Consider the following 19,142-nt stretch of genomic DNA (forward strand, 5'->3'; position numbering starts at 1 on the left):
TTTATTTTCTAAAAATGGTAACAGGATCAACTTGAGCTGCTTTTTTAGCCGGAATATAACCCGCGAAAAAAGTAATTATTAACCCAATAACAACACCTTGCAAATATTTTGTAGGCTCATAATCAATGGGAAAATAACCAATATCACCACCAACATATACTTTTTTCAAAAAAGTTATTAAAATGGTTGCCATAATCATTCCACCGATTACGCCCATGATTCCTATAGTTACCGCTTGAGTTACAAATATTTTAATAACATCTTTTCCATTAAAACCCATAGCTTTTAGAATGGCAATATCGTTAATTTTTTGGGAGACCGTCATGTTTAAAATATTATAAATTCCGAAACCAGCGACTAACAAAATAGTTAGAGAAACAAAAGTGATAATCATTTTTCGCATTTTGTTGGCAGCCATAAAAGTTTCGTTGGCTTCTTTCCAGCCTTCGGCTTTATAACCTGTTATATTTGAAATTTTTTCAGCTATTACTTTTGCTTTTTCTGGATCAATAATATTTACGTTAATATCTGTAATATAGGATGCCCCTTCTTTCAATAATTGTTGAGAACTGGCTAAATTTACATAGGAATTTGATTTATCAACTTTTGAATTATTGGTTTTAAAAATTCCAACAACTTTATACGTTTTGTTTACACTTTTTGAGGAAGTTAAATTGATATTATCGCCAATTTTTGCATTCATTTTTTCAGCAATTCCGCTTCCAATAATAATTCCATTTGGATTTGATTTTAATAAGTCGAAATTACCTTCAGCCATAAACGATTTGATGTTGTACATTACATTCGCTTCTTCAGGTTTGATGCCAATTGCTAATCCAGAGATTTGTGATTTACCATTGTTATAAAAAACATTAACGCTTACTTGAGGCGTAACTACAGTAACTTCGGGCTGTTTTAAAATGGTTTCAGTAATTAACTTCGGATTAATAATTGTATTGTTTGACGGAACAATTTTCGGATTAATAATCAAGTAATTTTCTTTAGAATTTTTAACTAAAACCTTGCTAATTTCGTCATCTTTATACACTCGAATATGTGATGTTGTTTTAAAAATACTGGCGCTCGAACTCTTATCAAAACCAACCAACATGCTATTCATAAAAATATAAATAGACATTCCTAAAACCACACCAGCCGCCGCAACAGCAGTTAGTTTTTTATTGGAAATAATATACGTTTTTGCTATTTCTGTATTGATGTTCATAGCTTATGGTTTTAAAGGCAACAAAACATCTTCTTTAGTAACTCCTTCTAAAACTTCAACAAATTCTGTTGAAACTATTCCTGTTTTTACGATAACGGCTTCGTCTTTTCCTTTTACCATTACTTTGTTCCCAAAACCTAGAAAGTTTCTTGGAATTAATAGTGCATTTTTCTTTTTGCCAACTAGAATATTAGCTTCTAATTGCGTTCCATAAAGCGAAGTATTCAACGGCTTGTCAAAAATTACTTTACAAATAAACGATTGGGTTTGCTCATCAAAAGCAGCTAATATTTCGCTGATTTTTGCATTATAAACTTCGTTTTTATTGGTGTTTAATTGCACAAAAACGGTTTGACCAATTTTTACTTTTCCAATACTATTTTCATCTACATTTAAAACACCTTCAACTTTATTTTCGTCTGCGATTACGGCAATTACATCACCTTTTTTTACATAATCACCAGAGAATTTTAGCTTTTTAATAATTGTTCCTTTTTGTGGAACAACTAATTTGTTATACCCTAAAACCACTTGATTGTTTTTCAATTGATTTTCAGTGTTGATGTAATTTTGTTTCGATTGCTGTAAGACTTGTTGATACTGTTTTTTTAAAGCATTCAATTGCGAAAATGAATTTTCTGCGGCTAATTGCATGTTTTCATATTCAACTTTGGCAATACTTTGTGAATTGTATAATCTTTTGTAGCGTTCGGCTTGTGTTTTATCTTGCTGATATTTGCTTTCTGCAAACTTTATATTTTGTTGTAATTGTTGCAAAGCAGGAGAATTATCCGTTAAGTTTTCTTTGGAAATAACCACTAAATCTTTAGCTGAAGCGGTATTGTTTTCATTGGTTTTATTGTCAATTGAAGCAATAATTTGGTTTTCAGTTACTTTATTCCCTACATCAAAAGTTGCATTTACTAAAATCCCGTCCGTTTGAGCAGTTAGATTATAAGAATTGTCCCATTCTAATTCGCCCGAAGCAAAAACTAATTCTTTAATGTCTTGTACAACAGGCTTTCCTTCTTCTTTTGTTCCACATGAAAACAAAGTAGAAAGCGTTAGTAAAAGAAGCAGACTATTTTTCATTTTGATTATTTTTTAGTTGTTGTTTATCACAATTTTATTTTTTGAGAATCCTATGTTTGCCAAAGCATTAACCATATTTATTTCGCTGATTAGTAAATCGTTTTGTGAAATTAAAAGTTTGTCCAATGGCAAAACTTGTTCTTGAAATTGATTGAAGTTTTTTTCAAAAGTGTCTTTTTTTAGTAAATATATTTTTTTAAAATTTTTGAATTGTTCAATCGCTTTTTCGTATTCAATTTCCAGTTGTTTGTTAGCAAATTTATTTTCTTTTTCGGCATGATCTGCATTGTTTTTCAATTGTTCTAATTGAATTTTTTTATTGTAAACGGTGGCTAATTTTTGCACATTCGTTGGAAAATCCCAAGTAACTTTTAAACCCACATAGTTGAAATTTACCCAGTTAGAATTTGCATCAAAATAGTTTTCATTACTAAGATTTTGCCAATTAAAAGAAGAAATAAATGACAAAACAGGCAATTGTTGTAAACGAGCAATTTTTAAATCTTGTTGCATCATTTGGTATTGCAACTTGTAGTTTTCGCTTTTAAAAGTCGAGTTGGTTGCAACCAATTCTTCTATGTTTTCATAGTTGGAAAGGTCTTCCGTTAATTTTAATTCAAATTCGTTTTCAAAGAAAAGAGCTAAACTTTGTTCTTGTATTTTTTCATTTAAGATAAGTTGCGATAATTTGTCTTGGAGTGCAATTAAATTAGCTTCTGCTTCATTTACATCTTGTTTTCTTGTAATTCCCTCGTTAAACTTGTTTTGATTGATTAAAACTAAATTTTCGGCAATTTTGATGTTTTCTAGTAGAATTTTTTTCTGAGCTTCAAACGAAAGTAAGTTAAAATATACACCATTAATTTGATTATAAATGTTTTGCTCATTGAGTTTGTTTTGGTTTTCAACTAATTGCTCATTGATTTTTGCGCTTTTTACCTGGGCAATACTTGAAAAATTTAAAATATCAAATTGAGGTTGTACCGAAAAAGTACTAGTATATTGTTGTCCCATGGTAACTTCTTTAAAAGTTCCTTGAGGCAAGCCAAAGATGGGTCCGGGTAAAAAACTCACTTGTTGTTCAAAATTATTCAAAGTTTGAGCGGTTGCCGGAATTCTTGGATTTATAACATTTCCAATGGCAGTTTTTTTAGTCAAATTTGCTAATTGAGTTTGCAATACTGCATTTTGCAAAGCATAATTTTTTTCTTTAGAAAGTTGTAGTACTTCTGGCAAAGAGTTTACTTTTTTTTCTTCTTGTGAAAAACTAAATAATCCAGAAAAAGCTAAAAAGAGTATCAAAAATCCTTTTTTCGATTGTATAGGAATGTTTTCAAATTTATTCATTGCATCTTCATTTCTTTTGTATTAGCGTCAACAAGTTTTCAATGATTTTGTTACCTTCTATGGTTATATCGTATCGAAAACCTGAAAGTTTCCATTTTAACATTTGAAAACGGAACGAACCAAGTATAATTGGTAATAAATCATCGGTTGAAATTTCTGTGGTAAATTCATTGCTTTGTTTCCCTTGTTCGAGTATTTGTGCCAGCAATTGCATTTTATTTTGCATCAATTGGAGAATTATGGCTTTAATTTCTTTAGATTCATCTAATAAACCATCAGATAAGACAGCAACAACAAAATGGGGATTGTTTTTAAAATAGTTGAATTGGCTAGTAAAAACTGCTTTAAAATTTTCAGTTGCAGAATTTTGTGTTTTTATTTGTGCGGTTAAGCGCTTGCTCATGTTTTGTTTTAGTAGCGATAGTAAAGCAACTAAGATTTCCTCTTTAGATTTGAAATGGCGATAAATAGCACCTTCTGAAAAGTTCATTTCAGAAGCAACAGTTTTTGTTGTTAAACCTTTTATTCCTTTTTCAACAAGTATTTTTCCTGAAACTTTAATTATTTCAAGTTGTCTGGTTGATATTTCGTTTTTATTTGTCATAAGTGAGTGAATATTCACATCACAAAGATATGTGTTTTTCAAATATGAAATTTAAAACAGTCAAAAATTAATTTAACTCAATAAAAAAACTGCTAAAACTGCTGGAATAAAGTAAATTACAATGGTTCTAGCACCATCATAATCTTTGGCTAAACGTTGACCAAAAAGTAAGCATAATAATGTTAAACAAGAAACTATTGCACCATAATAGCCTAATCCTTTTGTAACAGGTTGCTGAATAAAAAGCTGAATAATTCCAGAAACACACAAAACACCTGCTATGATTTCTAATACAAGAATTGTCATTAGTGCCATAGGAACTTGTTTTGCTAAAATTGTATTTGCAAAATGTCCTGTTAACCATTCTACATTACCTTTCCAGTCTTTGATTTTATCATATCCAGATTGTAAAAATGTAATTGCTAATAATGCTAAGACTAAAATTGGAGCTGCTTCTGTCATAATTATGCGTTTTTATGTATTAATCTAGTTAATTTTATAGACAAATCGGTTAAGATGATTTTACTATTTCCATTACGTTCAATGTGATATATAGCATCTTCTAATTCTTTGTAAATATCTGTAATATTTGCACCATTTACAAACGGAGCAAATTTTTCTAATTCAAATTTTGGCACTTTTGTTTCTAAAAACACCAAATCATTTGCTTGATAATTGAGCAATAATGCTTGTCTAAAGAAATGAATACAATAGTGTAAAAACTGTTTTTGAGTTTCTCTTCCGGTTGATGCAATGTTTTCGCTCCAAGCAATTAAATCGTTTATGGCTGCTGCATTTCCCTTTGCTCTAAAAGCGCTTCTCACCCATTCTATAAACCATTCGTCAAAGGGAAATTCATCGTCTTCTTTTCTTAAAATATGTAAAGCCTTATTATAATTACCTTCACTTTGATGCGCGATTTTTTTAGCAACAGTAGGTTCGCAGTTTTCACGTGAAACTAAAGCTTCAGCAATAACACTTTCGCTCAAACCAATAAAATCAATTACTTGACAACGTGAAAGAATAGTTTGCAACATATCACTAGTGCTTTCAGTAATTAAAATAAAAACGGTTTTAGCTGGCGGTTCTTCTAACAGTTTTAATAATTTATTTGCAGATGCGCCATTCATCTTATCGGCCATCCAAATGATCATTACTTTGTAACCACCTTCGTAAGCTTTTAATGATAATTTTTTATTAATATCTGTTGCTTCATCAACCCCTATTAAACCTTGTTTGTTTTGAATACCAAGGTTTTTCAACCAATCAAATAAACTTCCGTAAGGACTTTCAGTTAAAAATTGGCGCCATTCCACCATGAAATTATCACTAACCGCATGACTTTTTATACTATCTGTGGTTGCAACTGGAAACACAAAATGCAAATCGGGATGTGAAAAATGTTCAAATTTTAGATTGCAACCTGTATTTTCTCCAAAGTTTTCTCCACCAGTATTGCTACACAAAATATATTGTGCATAAGCAATAGCCATTGGAAGTGTACCGCAACCTTCTGGACCAACAAACAATTGTGCATGTGGAATTCTGCCCGCCTCGGCACTTTTTGTGAGGTGATTTTTAATATGATCTTGACCTAAAATATCTTTGAAAAGCATACAACAAACCTAATCAAAATTTAGCTAAATTGATAGAAAAGATAACAAAAAATATGTAACCGAAAGTTTTAAAAAATTACTAAATATGATATTTGTTATAAAGATTTAGAATACAATAAATTATATTTGCATTCATTCGAATTAAAAAAACTTAAAATGAAAACACTTAACGACTTCAATTTCAATAATAAAAAAGCAATTATCAGAGTAGATTTTAATGTTCCTTTAGATGAAAATTTTAAAGTAACAGATGCTACTCGTATAGAGGCAGCAAAGCCTACAATTGACAAAATATTGAAAGATGGTGGAAGTGTAATTTTAATGAGTCACTTAGGGAGACCAAAAGGAGTTGAAGCAAAATATTCGTTACAACATATCGTTTCAAAAACGGAAGAAATTTTAGGACAAAAAGTGCATTTTGCTTCAGATTGTATAGGAGAAATTGCTGAAAACGCAGCAAAAAACTTACAACCAGGCGGAATTTTATTATTAGAAAACCTTCGTTTTTATGCCGAAGAAGAAAAAGGAGATGTAGAATTCTCTAAAAAATTAGCTTCATTAGGAGATATTTATGTGAACGATGCTTTTGGAACTGCCCATAGAGCTCATGCTTCAACTACAATTATTGCACAATTTTTTAAAGAGGCAAAATGCTTCGGTTATTTGTTAGCTAAAGAAATTGAAAGTATCGAAAAAGTACTAAAAAATTCTGAAAAACCAGTAGTTGCAATATTGGGAGGAAGTAAAGTTTCTTCAAAAATAACGGTAATTGAAAATATTTTAGATAAAGTAAACCACATGATTATTGGTGGAGGAATGACCTTTACTTTCGTGAAAGCGTTGGGTGGAAAAATTGGTAATTCGATTTGTGAAGACGATAAATTAGATTTGGCAATTGAAATTTTAAAACAAGCAAAAGAAAAAGGGGTTCAAATTCATATTCCTGTTGATGTGGTTGCGGCTGATGCGTTTTCAAACGAGGCAAACACACAAATTGTAGATGTAAATCACATTCCTGATGGTTGGCAAGGTTTAGATGCTGGACCAAAATCACTAGCAATTTTTAGAAGAATAATTTTAGATTCAAAAACTATTTTATGGAATGGCCCATTAGGAGTTTTCGAAATGGAAAACTTTGCTAAAGGAACAATATCATTGGGAGAATATATCGCAGAATCTACAGCAAATGGAGCTTTTTCGTTAGTAGGTGGTGGCGATAGTGTTGCTGCTGTTAAACAGTTTGGTTTAGAGCCTAAAATGAGTTATGTGTCAACCGGTGGTGGAGCAATGTTAGAAATGCTTGAAGGGAGAACCTTGCCAGGAATTGCTGCTATTTTAGAATAATTGCACAATAAAAACCTGATAATTAAGTTATTAGTTTTTATTATGCCCCAAAAAACAAAAACAATAATGAAAAAATCAATCCTATATGCATCACTTTTGCTATCGCTTTTTAGCTTTGGGCAAGAAAATGCAGAAAAAGAAATAAATTTACTGTTGCCCAAAGTTTCTTATTTAGATTCTTTGAAATCAACCTTTGTAAATCACAGCACAAGTAATTGTATCGATGAGAGATGGTTGACAGAATTGGCTAATATTGAATTGTCTGAAAGCATGTTTTCTGATATTTCTGATGTTAACTTTGATTCTGAAGTAAGTTATGATTTGTCTTCAGAAGTTTTAAAGAAAAGATTAGCAAAATTAGATGCAAAATCGCCGTTTAATATTGAATATAATCCTGCTTTAGAAAACACGATAAAGTCTTTTTTAAAAAATAGAACCAAAGCATTTGAACGCTTAATGGCAATTTCTGAATATTATTTTCCAATGTTTGAAGAACATTTGGCAAAATATAACATTCCGATGGAACTAAAATATTTAGCAATTGTTGAATCTGCTTTAAATCCAAGAGCAAAATCTAGAGTTGGAGCTTCAGGGTTGTGGCAATTTATGTACCCTACAGGGAAGCAATACAACTTAGAGGTAAATTCATATGTTGATGAACGCTATGATCCATTAAAAGCGACCGAAGCGGCTTGTCAGTATTTATCTAGTTTGTATGAAATTTTTGGCGATTGGAGTTTGGTTTTAGCATCGTATAATGCCGGTCCAGGTAATGTTTCAAAAGCAATTCGTCGCTCAGGCGGAAGCCAAAATTATTGGAATATTCGTAAAAACCTTCCTCGTGAAACCGCAAATTATGTTCCTGCTTTTTTAGCTACAATGTACATTTACGAATTTAGAAAAGAACATGGTTTACAACCTAAAAAGGCAACCTTAACATATTTTGAAACGGATACAATAATGATAAAAAAACAAATGTCTTTTAGACATATTTCAGAATTGTTAGACATCCCAGTTGAGCAATTAGAATTTTTGAATCCAATTTATAAGTTAAAAGTAATTCCTTTTGAAACAGAAAAAGCTCATTATTTAAGATTACCAAAAAACAAAATGGGTCTTTTTGTTTCAAACGAAGAAAAAATATACGCTTATTTAGAATATTTGGAAACATTTAAAGAAAAATCCAAAACAGAAATTATTGTTAATACATCAAAAGATTCTATTGCAACAAACGTTGATTCAATAGTTGTTTCGAAGCCCAAATTTGAACGAAAAACACAATATTATACTATTAAAAGTGGCGATAATTTAGGAGAAATTGCTGATAAGTATAATGTTTTGATTTCTGAACTTAAAAAATGGAATAATTTAAAAGGCAATACCATTCAGGCAGGAAGAAGATTAAAAATTTATTCTGATAAAAAAATTGTTTCTTCAAACAATGAAAGCACAACTAAAAATGGTATTTATACGGTACAAAAAGGAGATTCATTATTTACAATTGCTAAAAAACACCCCGGAGTTACAGTTGAAGAAATAAAAAAATGGAATGATATTAGTGGTGATAATATACAACCCGGGATGAAATTAAAAATCAACGGATAAAATCATCAAAAATGAAACCAGTATTGGTGTTATTAATTACAATTTCTTTGCTTTTTTCGTGCGTAGAAAAGGGTGAGGAAGAGTCAATAGCATCTGATAGTTCTTTTGGTGAAATTAATTCCATAACAATTGTTGTTGATGATAATTTATGGAATGGCGAAATTGGAGATACAATCCGTAAAAAATTAGCGGCTCCAGTTGATGGTTTACCTCAAGAAGAACCTCTTTTTACATTAAATCAATATCCAACAAAAGTATTCGAAGGCACAGTAAAAAAAAATAGAAATATTGTAGTTATCAAAAAAGGAAACGAGGTTTCGTTTAAACACAAGGAAAATGTTTTTGCAAATCCACAACAGGTTTTTTATCTTACTGCAACTTCTAACGAAGAAATAGTAAAACTACTCGAACAGAAATCGGGAGAAATCATTAAATTTTTAAAGGAATCTGAAATTGTTGAAAATCAGTATCGTATTATAAAAACACCTATTTCTGATCAAATAATTCAAGAAAGATTCAAAGTTAAAATGGCTATTCGAAACAATTATAAGTATGAAATTGTTTCTAAAAAGTTTTTGTGGATAAGAAGAGAACTTCCCACAGGATATAACAGTTTATTGGTTTATGATGTTCCTATTTCTACAATTGAAAAAGATAATAACATCGTTAATAATATTATTGCGGTTAGAGATTCATTAGGGAAAAAGTATATTCATGGTACATTTGGTAAAACATGGATGATTACAGAAACAGCCTATTCACCTTATTTTTTGCAAACTAAAATAGATAATAAAGTTGCTTTCGAAACCAAAGGAACTTGGCAGTTAAAAAACGATTTTATGGCAGGACCATTTATAAATTATGCTATAAAGGATAAAAAAAACAATAGGTATTTAATTCTAGATGGGTTTACTTATAATCCTTCAAAGGCAAAAAGAGATTTGGTTTTTGAATTAGAAAGCATGATGAAGTCAGTTATTTTTACACCATAAAAACAAAATGGAAATTATATTTAAAATTAAGCGATTTAACGACCTTTCTGCAACAGAGATGTATTTGTTGCTTCAACTTCGCTCAGAAGTGTTTGTGGTGGAGCAAAATTGCGTTTATCAAGACCTTGACGGCAAAGATGAGAAAGCAATTCATGTTTTAGGATATTATAATAATGAATTGGCAGCGTATTCGCGTATATTTAATAAAGGATATTATTTTGATGAAGCTTCAATCGGAAGAGTAATTGTTAGTCCAAAATATAGAGACAAAAAATTTGGGCATCTTTTAATGCGTGTTTCAATGAATGCCATAAAGGAAAATTTCAATGAAACAGCAATTACTATCTCTGCTCAGGAATACCTAAAAAACTTTTATGAATCACATGGATTTGTTCAAACCAGTGAAATGTATTTAGAAGATGATATTCCGCATATTCAGATGAAGAAAAATTAACCTTTCTTTTCTACTGGGGTATCATTTTTAGTAATCAAAAGCTCCACTCTTCGGTCTAATGCGCTACCTTTTTTTAAAGATTGAGTGTTTCCATATCCTTTAAAAGTCATTCTAGTTTTACTGATGCGTTTCATTATAAGATAATTGTAAACTCGTTTTGCTCTATTAGTAGAGAGTTCGCGTTTTTTGGTATCTCTATCAACCGCTTCTTTTTGAAAAGTAGGTGTACAACACACATGGCCTTGAATTTCAAAATGGATGTTTTTGTTCTTTTGCAATTGAATGGCAATTTTATCTAATTCTTTTTTAGCTTGATAGGTTAATTGACTACTTCCTCGTTCAAAAAGAACTTTATCAAGGTAAATTCTATCCCCTACGATAGCATCTTTATGAACCGAGCTGTAGACACCAGGAATTTTTAAGTCTTCAATTACTATGGGTTTGAAGTTTACCACCACATCAACTCTTCGGTTTTTCGAACGTGCTTCTGGAATATTAGTTTGTAAATCTTCATCCAGCATTATTCTTCCTTTTCCTTCAAGGGTAATGATGATTTTACTTTTAATACCTCTTTCAATTAATTTGTCTTTTACCGTGTTTGCTCTATTTGTTGACAAAGTGTAATTATAGGCATCTTTACCTCTATCATCACAGTAACCAAATATTTGAACAGATTCTATGCGTGAAGTATCAATTTTACTAACAAAATTAACTACTGCATCGGCTTGCTCTTCTTTTAAATTGTATTTGTCAAATTCAAAAAATATAGAGTGCACTTCCTCATCTTCTTGAGCGAAAGTAAAACAAGAGAAAACGATAAGAAATAGGGATAGTAAGCGTTTCATTTTATTTTTTTAAAATAGATTTATATTGGGTTGAATTATTTAATAGCGTAATTGCTTTTTCAATTTCAATATTGTTTTTGGTATAAAAAGTATATAACCCTTCGCGATATTGATAGCGAATGATTAATTCTTCTTGTAATAATTTTTTTATTTGGGTTTTATTTTTATCTAATTCAGCCTCTTGATTTCTTTCTAAAGCGAGCTCTAATTGTTTGTATTCTGTCGCGATTTGAGTGTCGATTTTTTCTTTTTTAGCACTTTCTAACACGTTTTTAAGCGCTTTATTGGTTTCGGTGTCTAAACTTATTTTTTCTTGTTTTAAAAAAGCCTTAAAACTTGTAAAATCAGCATCAGAAATCGTTGGAATTCCAGATAAAGAAGGGTTTTTGTAATATAATTGAGTAGCAAAATTAAAAACAGCATCATTTTTTACTACAGCGTCAGTAATGTTAGCTGTTTTTGTTTCTTCAATTTCTATATCGGGTAAAACACCACCACCATCATAAACTGTTCTTCCAGCTTTTGTTTTAAAAGCATTGAATTCATTTTGTGATTTTTTAGTGGCTTTACCATTTTCATCTTTTTTAGAATAATCCAAAGCTTGTATACATCTTCCAGATGGAGTATAATATCTTGAAATGGTTACTTTTACTTGTGTTCCATAGGATAAATCAAGAGGACGTTGTACCAAACCTTTTCCAAAACTTCTGCTACCAAGAACCACACCGCGATCCAAATCCTGAATGGCGCCTGCAACAATTTCTGAAGCTGAAGCACTTTTTCCATCGACAATAACAGCTAGTGGAATTTCTAAATCGGTTGGCTCGTTTTTTGTTCTATATTCGTGATTGTGTTTTACATTTTTGGATTTTGTGGTTACAATCAGTTCATTCTTTGCTACAAAAAGATTACAAATATTTACAGCTTCGTGAAGCAATCCTCCTGGATTTCCTCTTAAATCTAAAATAATTTTTGTGGCGCCTTGTTGTTTTAAATCTAATAAAGCGGCTTTCGTTTCTGAGCTAGCTTTTTCATTAAATTTTGAAAGCACTATATAGCCCGTATTATCCTTTAAAAGCGAATAAAAAGGCACTGCTTTGATATCTACTTCGTTTAAAATTATGGTTGCCGTTTGCGGTTTTCCTTGTCTAAGGAATTGAATAACAACATTTGTGTTTTTCGCACCTCTAAGCAATTGAGATGCATCTTCTTTATATTCTTTTAAATTTACATCACCAATTTGTGTAATTTCATCGCCGGCTTTTAACCCTGCTTTGTCTGCCGGAAAACCTTTATAAATTTCTTTCAAATAGACTTTTCCGTCTTTGCGTTGCACCATGGCACCAATTCCAGTGTATTCACCCGTATTATTAATCTTGAATTTTAATACATCTTGTTCGTTAAAAAAAACAGTGTAAGGATCTAGTTCTTTTAACATGTTTTTGATGGCAATATCCATCATCTCACCGGCATTGGTTTCATCAACGTAGTTTTGATTAACAGTTTTGAAAACGCCAGTAAAAATTTCAATTTGTTTAGCGATTTCAAAAAAATCGTTTTTGAAACTCACTCCAATAAAAAGGAAAGTTAAAGTTACAATAGGGATAATTATTTTTCTTTTAAAATAACGCTTCATGAATTGATGAATTGATTGATACTAGTTTACGAAAGTAAATAATATTGAGCAAAAATTAAACCATTGTGATGATTTACTTTTTAATTTCGTTGAATTTTTGAAAAAGTTGAATAGTTTTCTCCTCAATTTCTTGATAAGAAAGGCGCTCTTTTGTTTGATAGAAAAACATAAAAGCATATGGTTTTTCTAAATTATCAATTAAAAGATGCTTGTTTAAACGATAGGTTTCGCGCAAAACACGTTTGAAATAATTTCGGTCTACCGCTTTTTTAAAATATTTTTTTGATACCGAAACCCCCATTTTAATCTGTTCGGCATTTTCTTCTTTGTTTTCAACATATACCAAACGTAACGGGAATTTCGAAACCGAATTTCCTTCTGAAAAAAGCAAATCAATAGTGGTCTTGCTTTTTAATTTCTCTTTTTTGGGATATTTGAATTGCATGACGCAAAGGTATAAAAAAAGCCTCTTCAAATGATGAAGAAGCTTTTTTGGTGTATATTTCTAAATTATACTTCAGCTAAAACGGATTTGTTTTTAACCAACTCGGCTTGTACATGTGTTGGAACTAATTGATAATTTGCAAAATGCAATTTGAATTTTGCTTTTCCTTGTGTTAGTGAGCGAAGGGTAGAACCATAATCTTTTAATTCTGCTAGAGGCACTTCCGCAATGATTTTTTGGTAATGTCCGTCTGTATCCATTCCTTGAATGATGGCTCTTCTAGTTTGTAAATCGCCCATAACATCTCCTGTGTGATGGTCTTCGCATAGTACTTCTAAATGATAATAAGGCTCTAAAAGTTGAGGTTTAGCCTCGTTAAATGCTATTCTAAAAGCATGTGATGCTGCTAATTGAAACGAAATATCATTGCTGTCTACGGCATGCATTTTTCCGTCGTAAATACAAACGCGTATGTTTTGGCAATTGGAACCGGTTAACGGGCCCTCAGTCATTTCTTGCATGATTCCTTTTTTGATTGCGGTGGCATAACGATTGTCGATTGCGCCACCAACAATGCACCAGTAGAAAGCAAATTTTCCACCCCAAGGTAATTCTTCGATTTCTTTATGGCGAACATTTACATTATGTGGTTCTGGCATGTCGTCAAAATAAGGTTCAATGGTGATGTGTACTTCCCCAAATTGTCCTGCTCCACCACTTTGTTTTTTATGACGATATTCTGCTTTTGCTGCTGCAGTTATAGTTTCACGATAAGGAACTTTTGGTTCTTCAAACACAATTTCGATGTTGTTTTCGTTTTCTATGCGGTGTTTGATTAAATCCAAATGCAATTGCCCTTGTCCTTGAATAATGGTTTGCTTTAATTCGGCAGATTGTTCCACTTTTAAGGTTAAATCTTCTTCCTGAATTTGGTGCAACGCTTTAATCATTTTTTCCATATCGGCTAGATTAGCGGTCGAAACGGCTTTTCTGATGCGGCTGTCTGGAAATTGCATTTTTCTAATTTTTCGGTCTACACCTTTCGCGTTAAGCGTATTATTTGAATGACCAAATTTCAAACGAACCGTTGCTCCTAAATCTCCAGCAACTAATTTTTCTACTGCTGTTCGTTGTTTTCCTTCGGTTACAAAAATTTGAGTTAGGCGTTCAATCTCACCATTATCGGCATTTACTAATTCTTCACCAGCGTTCAATTCGCCGGAAAGCACTTTGAAATAAGAAACCATTCCTACTTGAGGTTCAGACAGTGTTTTATAAATAAAAATGGTGGTTTTGTCAGAAGCATCACATTTTAATTCAGTACCATTTTCTAGTTTTTTAGCAGGTCTGTCAGCTGGAGATGGCGCAATATCATCGATAAACCCCATAATTCGACCGCTTCCCATATCTTTTAATCCCGAAGCACAAAAAACAGGATAAATTTGTTGATGTGCCAAGGCAATGGTTAACCCTTTTGCTAATTCTTCTTCGTCTAAATTACCTTTTTCAAAGTATTTTTCCATTAAACCTTCTTCGTTTTCTGCCGCAGCTTCTACTAAAGCATTATGAAGTGCATTTGCTTTTTCTAATTCTGTATTTGGAATAGGCATTTTTTCTGGTTTTCCGCCATTTTCTGGGAAAACATACATCGTCATACGAAGGACATCAATAATACTGTTGAATTTTTCGCCCGAATTGTACGGATATTGAATAGGAATTACTTTGTTTCCAAAACGATTTTTGGCTTGTTCTAAAGTGGTGTCATAATCGGCTTTTGGATGATCCATTTGATTGATGACAAATAGAGCAGGAGTTTGGTAATTTTGTACGTATTCCCAAACGATTTCGGTGCCAACCTCTACACCAGAAGCTGCGTTTAAAAGAATTAAAGCTGTGTCGGAAACTTTTAACGAAGAAACCACTTCGCCAATAAAATCGTCAAAACCAGGCGTGTCAATAATGTTTATTTTGTTATTGTGCCATTTGGCGTGCATTAAATGGCTGTAAATGGTGTTTTCTCTTTCATGTTCTAAGTCGGTAAAATCTGAAATAGTATTGTGTGCTTCTACCGAACCACGACGCGGAATGATTCCACTTTCAAATAACATGGTCTCGATGAATGTGGTTTTTCCTGAACCAGAATGCCCAAGAAATACCACGTTTCTAATGTCTTTGGTTGCAATGCTCATAATATTGTATTTTAAAATTGCGTAATAATTTTTGAATTGCGTTTTAAGCACCTTAAAATTACGTCATTCTAAAATGGTGAGTTATGATATTTATCAGTTGTATTATAGATAAGCATCATAAAAAAAGCGACCCTAAAGTCGCTTTTCATTATTTTTTGACAAAAACATTGTCTTCTTTGTTTACATCGGCTAATAAACCACTTGGGTCAATAGTGATGGATTTTATGTTTGCTTTTGCTTTTGGAACTTCAAAAAAGTAAGTTGGATAGGCCCAATCCCAGCCTTTTAAAACTGTAGCTTTAATTCCAATGTATGGATTTGGTTTTTCCCAACGCATTAATGTATTTGGAACGTAGAAAAATTCTTTGGTTCCATCAGTATATTCTATTAAAATATCTAATGGCATTGGCATTCTTCCTTTGCGTTCTAACGAAATCCCTGTTCTTTGCATACCATCGGTTGCACTTTCAACGTTTTTGATCGTATAATCAATGGTATTGGTGGTTTGTGTCCATTCGTTTAAGTACCAATCTAGATTAGCCCCAGATATTTTTTCAGCTACACGTTTGATGTCATTTGGTGTTGGGTGTGTAAATTTATATTCGTTGTAGTAACGTTTAATAGTTTTGTTGAGGTTTTCTTGCCCAATTAAATAACCCAATTGTGCCAAAAAAATTTCTCCTTTGCTATAAGCTCCAATACCATAAGACATATTCAAATCGTATCGATCTGCATGAGTGGTTAAAGGTTGTTCTTTCCCCGATTTTGCTAAATAAATGTAGTTGTTGTATGAATCTTCAAATGGATTTTCAGGTGTTTTTGGAGGCAACACTTTTTGCATGGCTAAATTTGAAATGTAGGTTGTAAAACCTTCGTCCATCCAGCAATGTTTTGATTCGTTAGTTGCTAAAATTTGTTGAAACCAACTATGCGCAAATTCATGCGCTGTTACACCTACTAGGCTGCCATAGGCTCTATTTCCAGTAATTAATGTACACATTGCATATTCCATTCCGCCATCTCCTCCTTGAATTACTGAATATTGTTTGTAGGGATATTGTCCCACATTTTCGTTAAAAAACGCTAATAATTCAGCAGTTTTAGGTTGCATTTTTTTCCAATTCTCTAAATTCTCTGCTTTATTTTTGTATAAGAAATGCAATTCTACATTATTCGGTCCTAAAATCATATCGTGAACGAATTCATTATCAGCACCCCAAGCAAAATCATGTACGTTTGGTGCATAAAAATGCCAAGTTAATGTTTTTGTTTTCTTTGGATAAATAACTTTTACACCAGCATCTTGATAGCCGTGACCAATTTCGTTTTTATTCTGTAAATAACCTGTTCCACCAATAGTATAGGATTTATCAATGGTAATTTTTACATCAAAATTTCCCCAAACACCATGAAACTCTCTTGCAATGTAAGGATTAGCGTGCCAACCTTCAAAATCATATTCACATAATTTTGGATACCATTGTGTCATTGATAAAGCAACACCTTCTTCAGAAATTCTTCCCGAACGACGAATTTGTAACGGTACTTGACCTTCAAAGTCTAAAGAAAGGGTGGTTTTTTGTTTAGGTAAAATAGCTTTTGTTAACGTAACTTCTAAAATAGTCCCCACTACTTTTGTGGTGGCAACAACGCCATCTTGTTTAAAATTAGCGATGTTTAAATAGCCAATTTCGTTTGGTTTTAACGTGCTTATTTTACTTTCTTTTACATCTTTACCTTCTTTTTTAAAGGTGCGCACCATTCGTTTATCTGGGTCGGAAATAGCTTGTAGCCTTGCGTCCATTTCACTTCCTGGTTGAAACGCATTATTATACAAATGATAATACACTTTGTGTAAAGTATCATTAGAATTGTTGGTGTAAATGATTTCTTGTTTTCCAGTATATTGGAATTTTTTCACATCCATATTCACGTCCATTTTATAATCAACGTGTTGTTGCCAATAGCCTGGATTTGGATTGTTTTGGGCGAAACCAATACAAGAAATAAAAATAAAAAGTAAGTTTTTCATAATCAATTTTTTAAAAGAAAAACCTACAAGAATTTGACAACCTGTAGGTTTTGGATTTTAACATTAGAATATATAATAATTATTTTTTCGCCATTTTTTTAGCTAAAAGTAGTGCATTGTATGCATTAACAATCTTTCCAGATTTTGATGCATCAGCAAAGTTTACTTTGTGTTTGTCTTCACCTATAGTAACTGTGTTTTTTAAAGGCGTTCCACTTTCCATGATAATTTGTTTTACTTGAACCGCGGTTAAACTTGGATAGTATGAACGAATTAAAGTTGCCACACCGGCCACGTTTGGTGATGCCATTGAAGTGCCTTGTAAATATTCGTAATTGTTTAAAGGTGTAGTAGCATAAATTTTATCACCTGGAGCATAAATATCTACATTGTTTTTTCCATAATTTGAAAAACTAGCTACCATTTTAGTGCCATAGCTTGGCGAAAGTGCCCCAACAATTATAACGTTTTTAGCGAATTCAGGAGAATTATCATAAGTGTCGTTTGGATATTTATTAGTAACATCTAAATCATAAGATTCATTTCCTGCAGCAATTACTACTAAAACATCTTTAGACTCTGCATATTTGATGGCTTCAATAACCCATTCTTTGTTTTGAGAAAAATATTTTCCAAAAGAACCATTGATTACTTTAGCACCATTATCCACAGCATAACGAATTCCTAAAGCAATATCTTTATCATATTCATCACCATTAGGAACGGCTCTTACGGCCATAATTTGAGCGTTATTAGTAACGCCATCACCACCAATATTGTTTCCTCTAACTTGAGCTACGATTCCAGCAACATGTGTTCCGTGTTTAGCTTCTTTTGCGTCTGGACCAACTACATTATTGTTTCCGTATTTAGTATCTTTTATGTCGTTTGGATTATCTCCAACTATAGAACGACCGTCAAATTCAACATTCAGATTGTAATTCACTTGTCCGTAAACATAATCTTTGAATTCTTCAATTTGAGCATCAAATTCGGCTTTGGTTGTGTTGCTTAAAATTTGTGTAAACATTGCTTTTGCTTGTTTTACACCTGTATCTTCTGATTGAATTGCTTTTACTTCTTCTAATGTAAAGTCATCTTTTTTCAAGTGTGTTTTGATTGTTTTATCCGCATTTAAAATAAAGTCTAATTGTTGCTTTTGACCTTTAATTCCTGCTAATTCTTCTTCAAGTTTTACTTTTGCTTTATCATAGTCTGGTGTTCCAGGTCCTTTTTTAACAATACGCGTCATTTCAAGTTGCTCATTAACAGCATTTCCTAAGAAATTCCATCCGTGCATGTCATCTATGTAACCGTTTTTGTCATCATCTATTCCGTTGCCAGCAATTTCTTTTGGATTGGTCCAAATTACAGCTTTTAAGTCTTCATGGTTAATGTCTACACCAGAATCTACGATTCCAACGATAACTTTTTTACCTTTTTTACCTTTTATAAGTTCAGTATATGCTTTGTCAACACTCATTCCTGGCACAGTGTCTTTTACTAAATCTAAATGACTCCAACGTTTTAAATCATTTTCTGCAACAGGAGTTATTTTTAATGGTAGATTGTCGATATTTTCAACAGGAGTTGATATCATTTTTTGCGGACCGCAACTAGCTAAAATAAATCCTAAAGCTAGGCTTAAATACAGAGGTCTAAAAATTTTCTTCATTTTCTCAATTAATTAATTTTCAGCTATTGGACTGAAGTATT

At 32.0% G+C, this 19,142-nt stretch carries 16 protein-coding genes; 4 read left to right on the plus strand and 12 right to left on the minus strand.

Annotated features, from left to right (window positions below; all coding sequences use genetic code 11):
• Position 1: 1 nt before the first annotated feature.
• The 6 genes from VK164_RS10855 to VK164_RS10880 all read right to left on the minus strand — a co-directional run bounded on the left by VK164_RS10855 (position 2) and on the right by VK164_RS10880 (position 5,884).
• A complete protein-coding gene (locus tag VK164_RS10855; protein WP_324209364.1) occupies positions 2-1,225 on the minus strand; it encodes an ABC transporter permease in 1,224 nt (407 codons plus the stop codon).
• A 3-nt stretch (positions 1,226-1,228) separates the two neighbouring features.
• On the minus strand, positions 1,229-2,317 hold the full coding sequence (locus VK164_RS10860; RefSeq protein ID WP_324209365.1) for an efflux RND transporter periplasmic adaptor subunit: 1,089 nt from the start codon (positions 2,315-2,317) through the stop codon (positions 1,229-1,231).
• A gap of 12 nt (positions 2,318-2,329) precedes the next feature.
• The gene (locus tag VK164_RS10865; RefSeq protein ID WP_324209366.1) at positions 2,330-3,664 is read right to left on the minus strand and encodes a TolC family protein; all 1,335 of its coding nucleotides are present in this window, start codon (positions 3,662-3,664) and stop codon (positions 2,330-2,332) included.
• Positions 3,665-3,671: 7 nt separating this feature from the next.
• Positions 3,672-4,268 carry a TetR/AcrR family transcriptional regulator gene (locus tag VK164_RS10870; RefSeq protein WP_324209367.1) on the minus strand — a complete coding sequence of 199 codons (597 nt, stop codon included), beginning with the start codon at positions 4,266-4,268 and terminating at the stop codon, positions 3,672-3,674.
• Positions 4,269-4,340: 72 nt separating this feature from the next.
• The gene (locus VK164_RS10875; RefSeq protein ID WP_166235473.1) at positions 4,341-4,730 is read right to left on the minus strand and encodes a DoxX family protein; all 390 of its coding nucleotides are present in this window, start codon (positions 4,728-4,730) and stop codon (positions 4,341-4,343) included.
• A 2-nt stretch (positions 4,731-4,732) separates the two neighbouring features.
• Complete coding sequence (locus tag VK164_RS10880) at positions 4,733-5,884, minus strand: DNA polymerase III subunit delta' (protein WP_324209368.1); 1,152 nt, start codon at positions 5,882-5,884, stop codon at positions 4,733-4,735.
• A gap of 156 nt (positions 5,885-6,040) precedes the next feature.
• Here VK164_RS10880 and VK164_RS10885 point away from each other — a divergent pair, with 156 nt between their 5' ends.
• From VK164_RS10885 to VK164_RS10900, 4 genes are all read left to right on the plus strand, one after another.
• On the plus strand, positions 6,041-7,228 hold the full coding sequence (locus tag VK164_RS10885) for a phosphoglycerate kinase (protein ID WP_324209369.1): 1,188 nt from the start codon (positions 6,041-6,043) through the stop codon (positions 7,226-7,228).
• Between the two features lie 66 nt (positions 7,229-7,294).
• Entirely contained in the window at positions 7,295-8,833 is a 1,539-nt protein-coding gene (locus tag VK164_RS10890) for a lytic transglycosylase domain-containing protein (protein ID WP_324209370.1), read from the plus strand.
• A gap of 11 nt (positions 8,834-8,844) precedes the next feature.
• Complete coding sequence (locus tag VK164_RS10895; RefSeq protein ID WP_324209371.1) at positions 8,845-9,825, plus strand: DUF4837 family protein; 981 nt, start codon at positions 8,845-8,847, stop codon at positions 9,823-9,825.
• 7 nt (positions 9,826-9,832) lie between these two features.
• Positions 9,833-10,279 carry a GNAT family N-acetyltransferase gene (locus tag VK164_RS10900; protein ID WP_324209372.1) on the plus strand — a complete coding sequence of 149 codons (447 nt, stop codon included), beginning with the start codon at positions 9,833-9,835 and terminating at the stop codon, positions 10,277-10,279.
• Here VK164_RS10900 and VK164_RS10905 read toward each other — a convergent pair.
• The 6 genes from VK164_RS10905 to VK164_RS10930 form a co-directional block, all read right to left on the minus strand.
• Positions 10,276-11,124, minus strand: coding sequence for an OmpA family protein (locus tag VK164_RS10905; RefSeq protein WP_324209373.1), 849 nt, complete (start codon positions 11,122-11,124; stop codon positions 10,276-10,278). The two genes, VK164_RS10900 and VK164_RS10905, sit on opposite strands and share 4 nt — an antisense overlap.
• A 1-nt stretch (position 11,125) precedes the next feature.
• Positions 11,126-12,760 (minus strand): S41 family peptidase, encoded by a 1,635-nt coding sequence (locus VK164_RS10910; protein ID WP_324209374.1) that lies wholly within the window; start codon positions 12,758-12,760, stop codon positions 11,126-11,128.
• Positions 12,761-12,833: 73 nt separating this feature from the next.
• Positions 12,834-13,205, minus strand: a complete 372-nt coding sequence (rnpA, locus tag VK164_RS10915; RefSeq protein WP_324209375.1) for a ribonuclease P protein component — start codon at positions 13,203-13,205, stop codon at positions 12,834-12,836.
• Between the two features lie 65 nt (positions 13,206-13,270).
• Complete coding sequence (locus VK164_RS10920; RefSeq protein WP_324209376.1) at positions 13,271-15,394, minus strand: elongation factor G; 2,124 nt, start codon at positions 15,392-15,394, stop codon at positions 13,271-13,273.
• A gap of 148 nt (positions 15,395-15,542) precedes the next feature.
• The gene (locus VK164_RS10925) at positions 15,543-17,426 is read right to left on the minus strand and encodes a M1 family metallopeptidase (RefSeq protein WP_324209377.1); all 1,884 of its coding nucleotides are present in this window, start codon (positions 17,424-17,426) and stop codon (positions 15,543-15,545) included.
• 79 nt (positions 17,427-17,505) lie between these two features.
• Positions 17,506-19,101 carry a S8 family peptidase gene (locus VK164_RS10930; protein ID WP_324209378.1) on the minus strand — a complete coding sequence of 532 codons (1,596 nt, stop codon included), beginning with the start codon at positions 19,099-19,101 and terminating at the stop codon, positions 17,506-17,508.
• Positions 19,102-19,142: the final 41 nt, after the last annotated feature.

This window comes from Flavobacterium sp., assembly GCF_035299005.1.
Taxonomy (GTDB): Bacteria; Bacteroidota; Bacteroidia; order Flavobacteriales; family Flavobacteriaceae; genus Flavobacterium.

Coding starts and splice junctions, on each gene's coding strand:
- VK164_RS10855 (WP_324209364.1), bottom strand. CDS start 1,225: ATGAACATCAATACAGAAATAGCAAAAACGTATATTATTTCCAATAAA.
- VK164_RS10860 (WP_324209365.1), bottom strand. CDS start 2,317: ATGAAAAATAGTCTGCTTCTTTTACTAACGCTTTCTACTTTGTTTTCA.
- VK164_RS10865 (WP_324209366.1), bottom strand. CDS start 3,664: ATGAATAAATTTGAAAACATTCCTATACAATCGAAAAAAGGATTTTTG.
- VK164_RS10870 (WP_324209367.1), bottom strand. CDS start 4,268: ATGACAAATAAAAACGAAATATCAACCAGACAACTTGAAATAATTAAA.
- VK164_RS10875 (WP_166235473.1), bottom strand. CDS start 4,730: ATGACAGAAGCAGCTCCAATTTTAGTCTTAGCATTATTAGCAATTACA.
- VK164_RS10880 (WP_324209368.1), bottom strand. CDS start 5,884: ATGCTTTTCAAAGATATTTTAGGTCAAGATCATATTAAAAATCACCTC.
- VK164_RS10885 (WP_324209369.1), top strand. CDS start 6,041: ATGAAAACACTTAACGACTTCAATTTCAATAATAAAAAAGCAATTATC.
- VK164_RS10890 (WP_324209370.1), top strand. CDS start 7,295: ATGAAAAAATCAATCCTATATGCATCACTTTTGCTATCGCTTTTTAGC.
- VK164_RS10895 (WP_324209371.1), top strand. CDS start 8,845: ATGAAACCAGTATTGGTGTTATTAATTACAATTTCTTTGCTTTTTTCG.
- VK164_RS10900 (WP_324209372.1), top strand. CDS start 9,833: ATGGAAATTATATTTAAAATTAAGCGATTTAACGACCTTTCTGCAACA.
- VK164_RS10905 (WP_324209373.1), bottom strand. CDS start 11,124: ATGAAACGCTTACTATCCCTATTTCTTATCGTTTTCTCTTGTTTTACT.
- VK164_RS10910 (WP_324209374.1), bottom strand. CDS start 12,760: ATGAAGCGTTATTTTAAAAGAAAAATAATTATCCCTATTGTAACTTTA.
- rnpA (WP_324209375.1), bottom strand. CDS start 13,205: ATGCAATTCAAATATCCCAAAAAAGAGAAATTAAAAAGCAAGACCACT.
- VK164_RS10920 (WP_324209376.1), bottom strand. CDS start 15,394: ATGAGCATTGCAACCAAAGACATTAGAAACGTGGTATTTCTTGGGCAT.
- VK164_RS10925 (WP_324209377.1), bottom strand. CDS start 17,426: ATGAAAAACTTACTTTTTATTTTTATTTCTTGTATTGGTTTCGCCCAA.
- VK164_RS10930 (WP_324209378.1), bottom strand. CDS start 19,101: ATGAAGAAAATTTTTAGACCTCTGTATTTAAGCCTAGCTTTAGGATTT.